Source organism: Herminiimonas sp. (assembly GCF_030645555.1).
In the GTDB taxonomy this organism is placed as follows: Bacteria; Pseudomonadota; Gammaproteobacteria; order Burkholderiales; family Burkholderiaceae_D; genus Oxalicibacterium.
This window is the reverse complement of sequence record NZ_JAUSME010000140.1, coordinates 1-4,263: the sequence shown is the minus strand read 5'-3', so window position 1 is coordinate 4,263 and position 4,263 is coordinate 1. Positions and strand designations below refer to the sequence as shown.

The 4,263-nt window shown below is 56.0% G+C and carries 5 protein-coding genes and 1 riboswitch; of the genes, 4 read left to right on the top strand and 1 reads right to left on the bottom strand.

Translation table 11 applies throughout. The features are described 5' to 3' along the window. The 3 genes from Q7T06_RS05740 to Q7T06_RS05730 form a co-directional block, all read left to right on the top strand. Positions 1-226: nicotinate-nucleotide--dimethylbenzimidazole phosphoribosyltransferase (locus Q7T06_RS05740; protein WP_304781707.1), on the top strand; the 226-nt coding region annotated here is incomplete at its 5' end. A gap of 5 nt (positions 227-231) precedes the next feature. Beyond that, the gene (locus tag Q7T06_RS05735) at positions 232-1,044 is read left to right on the top strand and encodes an adenosylcobinamide-GDP ribazoletransferase (protein WP_304781710.1); all 813 of its coding nucleotides are present in this window, start codon (positions 232-234) and stop codon (positions 1,042-1,044) included. An 8-nt stretch (positions 1,045-1,052) separates the two neighbouring features. After that, entirely contained in the window at positions 1,053-1,607 is a 555-nt protein-coding gene (locus Q7T06_RS05730; RefSeq protein ID WP_304781704.1) for a histidine phosphatase family protein, read from the top strand. A 14-nt stretch (positions 1,608-1,621) separates the two neighbouring features. On the opposite strand, the gene Q7T06_RS05725 is transcribed toward Q7T06_RS05730, so the two are convergent. Then, positions 1,622-2,446 carry a hypothetical protein gene (locus Q7T06_RS05725; RefSeq protein ID WP_304781700.1) on the bottom strand — a complete coding sequence of 275 codons (825 nt, stop codon included), beginning with the start codon at positions 2,444-2,446 and terminating at the stop codon, positions 1,622-1,624. Between the two features lie 126 nt (positions 2,447-2,572). Next, positions 2,573-2,790, top strand: a riboswitch (cobalamin riboswitch). Between the two features lie 146 nt (positions 2,791-2,936). On the opposite strand from Q7T06_RS05725, the gene Q7T06_RS05720 reads away from it, so the two are divergent. After that, a partial coding sequence (locus Q7T06_RS05720; RefSeq protein WP_304781696.1) for a TonB-dependent siderophore receptor occupies positions 2,937-4,263 on the top strand: 1,327 nt, incomplete at its 3' end.

Genomic DNA, 4,263 nt, shown 5'->3' with positions numbered 1-4,263 from the left:
GCAGCCTTCGATACTGGATTACTGTGTATTTGCACATTGCTCTGACGAGCACGGCCATCAGCAAATGCTGGCGCATCTGGGTGCGCAGCCGTTACTGCATATGGGGCTGCGCCTGGGCGAGGGTACCGGCAGCGTGCTGGCATTACCGATGCTGCATGCTGCAGTTAATTTTTTGCGCGAAATGACGACTTTCGATGCAGCTGCCGTGAGTAAAAAAAGTACATAAACATGATGGAACTGGACACTCACCCGGATACCAGTGTGCGCGCACGTTGCGTGTACCAGTTGCGCCTGTTCTTTATCGCCCTGCAGTTTTTCACCCGGATACCGATACCGCGCTGGGTCGGTTTTGATGCAAAGTGGTTGCCGCATGCAGCACGTTATTTTCCTGCCGTCGGGATTGTGGTGTCCATCGTCAGCGTGCTGGTGTATATCCTTGCATCCCTGCTGTGGACGCAATCGATCGCGGTTTTGCTGTCGATGATAGCGGGCATTTATCTGACCGGCGCATTCCATGAAGATGGTTTTGCCGATACCTGCGACGGCTTCGGTGGCGGTGCGAGCGCGGAGCGCGTGCTCGACATCATGAAAGATTCCCGCATAGGCGCATACGGTGCGATCGGCATAGGTTTGCTGCTGGCGCTGAAATGGACGACGCTGTCCAGCCTGCCGGCGTCAGCCATCCTGGCGGCCTTATTGATTGCGCATCCATTTTCACGCCTGACGGCCCTCAGCCTGATGTGGCGGATGAATTATGCAAAAACGCATGGCAAGGCGCAACCAATCGCGCAACAGATGTCTAATGGGGAGTTTGCCATCGCGATCGTCATCACCTTGTTGCCGATGATAGCGATCTGTCTGACTGGTTTGCTTCCCTGGCATGGTATTGCAATTGGCGTGCTGCTGGCGCTCACGGCGGCACTCTGGATGGCGCGCATGTTCCAGCGCCGCATCGCAGGGTATACCGGCGATTGTCTGGGTGCAGTACAGCAAGTTTCCGAAGTAGTCTTTTATCTTGGTTTGCTGGCTGGCATAGCCTATTGAGGAGCAATATGCATCTCTATCTCGTGCGTCATCCCCGGCCTGTCGTCGCTGCCCATGTTTGTTATGGCAGCACGGATCTGGATGTGGCGGCGGATGGACTGGCCTCCGCGATGGCATCGCTGCTGCCGGTCTTGCCCCGGCATGCAGTGCTGTTTTCCAGTCCCTTGCGCCGCTGCGCAGCATTGACGGAAAACCTGGAGCAAGCGCTGGGATGCGCAACCCCAACCTATGATGCGCGTCTGGCTGAAATGCATTTCGGCGATTGGGAAATGCGCGCATGGGACGATATTCCACGCACAGCTGTCGATGCATGGACCAGCGACATGGTCGGCTACCGTCCGGGCGGCGGCGAGAGTGTGCTGCAGGTTGCACAACGCGTGCGCGCATTTCGGGATGAGCTGGCTGCAGCGGATGTGGAAGACGCGATCGTCATTTGTCACGCCGGCATCATACGTTTGCTGGCGGCTTGCGAACACGGCTTGTCAGCTGCCGAAATGGCGCTGTACGCGTCACAGACGCCGCACAAGATCCCTTACGGTGAATTACTGGTAGTCGACTGCTAGCTTTGCAGCCCGGGCTAATGTGATCGCGCCGGCTTTTTTCCAGCTTGCCTTGCGGCCAGGTACAAGACCTGCGCCGCCGCCTGTGCCGAGATAACGTCCCGACCCCAGGGCTTGCGCTGCTTCGGCAATATGCGCAGCCAGCCGAAAGTGCGCGCTGCGCGTAGCACTTCATCCTGCACATCGCTGCTGTCTTGCTGCAAATGAAGCAGGAAATCCTGTGCAATTTGTTCTGCATCCATCGGCAGGATATAGGCAGTCGAATGCAAATACAGTAGCCAGTCACGCGCCTGCGCAGATGCCAGCGGCATGCTGCTGGTCGGGTCATCTTCAAAATCGATGAAGCTGACTTTGCCTTCATGCCAGATCATGTTGCGTGCAAAACACTGGCTCGCTGTTTGCTGCAGGCGATGCAGTTCCAGTATCGCCTGCAATCCGCTAGCCCAGTAATGCTGCGCCTGTCCAGCTTGCTGACGCAGCAATTGATCGACCGACATAGCGCCGAGAAAAGACAGTGCAAACCATGCTGGCGTGACATGCAGGATTTCCGGCACGGAAACGCCGGCCGCAGCAAGCGCGCGCAGACGCGCAATTTCAATTGCCTGTGCCGCCTTGCCGCCCGGCGCGGGTACTGCGCGCAGCATCGGTTGTTGCAACACGCATGCGAGCGCATTCAGCACTGGATAACCCCAATGCTGCAGCGGCGCTTCCAGTTGCTTGACGATGATCTGGCGCCCATCGATTTCCAGCAATTGAGTGCGCTCGGTCTTGCGCGCGAGTTGCGCTTCTATCGTGTGCAATTGATCAGGGCTGAACATGTGATGGGTGGGTTGGTCGGGCAAGGCTGGATTATAGACCAAGGCAATGCTTTGCCAGCACGCCTGCCTGGGCATTGAGTGCCGGGGAAAGGATGCCGGGCAAGGGCACGAAATGTCATTGCAAAGCTTGCTCCGTCACGTTGCCGACCTTACAATGGCGGCAGTTTTGGTGCTCGCAGACATGCCCATGTCTGCAGTTAAACGGGAAACACGAAGCCGCAAGGCTAACGTGTGCTGCCCCCGCAACGGTAATCAAGCGTCGCTGTATCAGCGACAGGTCGTTTCTCAAACCACTGTGCCATCGGCATGGGAAGGTGAAGCGGTCATGCTTGCAAGCCCGGATACCGGCCAGGACAGGTGGAAATGCTGCGAACGGGGATCTTCGACGCGATGCGCGCAGGTTCTGCTTTATGGCTGCTTCCTGGCGTCTCGGTCGTTGTTACTCTTCCAGTATTTCTTTTCAATTCAGCCTGCGGGGAAGTGGGCTGGATGCTGTTTCCTATGAAAAGTAATCATGACTTCATCCGTTTTACGGCGCACTAAAGTGGCAATCCAGCCGCTCGCCATTGCCTTATCCGTTGCTGCTGCATTTGCTCCTGTGAGCTTTGCACAAACACCTGCCGCGCAATCACTCGAACCTGTGCTGGTCACGGCTACGCGCAGTGTGCAAAAAGCCGGCGATGTATTGAGCGACAACATCGTTATTACTGCGGAAGAAATTGCGCAGTCCGGACAAACCTCGCTGGTTGATCTGCTGCAGACCAAGCGCGGCGTGGAAATCAAACGCAACGGCGGTGCTGGCAACGACTCCGAGGTTTACATCCGGGGCGCCAATGGCAAGCAAACAATACTTTTAATTGATGGTGTGCGCAGCGTTTCTTCCACTTCAGGCACCTCAACCTGGTCGGCGATTCCGCTGTCACAGATAGAACGGGTGGAAATTGTGATGGGCCCATTAAGCAGCCTCTATGGTGCGGATGCGGTCGGTGGTGTGATCCAGGTGTTTACCAAGAAGGGCCGCGGCGCGCCGCGTGTTTCATTTTCTGCAGGCATGGGCACTTATGGTGAACAGGTTGTGACGGCAGGCGTATCCGGCTCCATCGAAGGCGAGCACCGCGTACGTTATGCGATCAATGCTGCGCACGAAGAAGCCGATGGATTTTCATCCAGGGTGGTGGCGGGTCAAAATCCGGATGATGATGGATATACGAAACGCAGCATAGGCGGGCAATTTTCCTTAGAGCTGGCGCAGGGGCATGAAGTCGGCTTTACGTTTTTGAATAGCACCAATAACGGTGAATATGACAGCGGTGCGTCTGCATATAATGCGCATGTCATCAGTGATGTGGATGTCTATTCGATTTATTCCCGCAATCAACTTACGGCTGACTGGAGCAGTTTGCTGCAGGCTTCCCGTTCTTACACCAAGCAGCAAACCTATACCTCAGCGATCCCTGCCTTGAACAATTCAAGGCAGGATCAGCTCAGTTGGCAAAACGATTTCAAAATTGGCAGCGATTTGCTGCAACTGCTGGTAGAACGCCGCGAGGAAAGTGTCGTCAACCCCAGTCAGGCGAAGCAGAACCGGAGTCGCAGCAATAACTCGCTGGCACTTGCGTATCAGGCGAATCGGGGCGCGCATTTGGCTAGCGGCAGCGTCCGATATGACAACAGTTCGGCATATGGTTCCAACGTGACGGGTAGTCTGGGATACGGTTACCGCTTGAACAAGGCATTAAGGGTAAGCGGCAGTGTAGGCACAAGTTTCCGTGCGCCTACGTATAACGAACTCTACTATGCGCCTAACTTCGGCAACCCCGATGCGAAGCCGGAAAAAGGAA

What these genes read in the sequence shown, in the direction of transcription:
- Q7T06_RS05730 (WP_304781704.1), top strand. Translation starts at nt 1,053, where the DNA reads ATGCATCTCTATCTCGTGCGTCATCCCCGGCCTGTCGTCGCTGCCCAT.
- Q7T06_RS05735 (WP_304781710.1), top strand. Translation starts at nt 232, where the DNA reads ATGGAACTGGACACTCACCCGGATACCAGTGTGCGCGCACGTTGCGTG.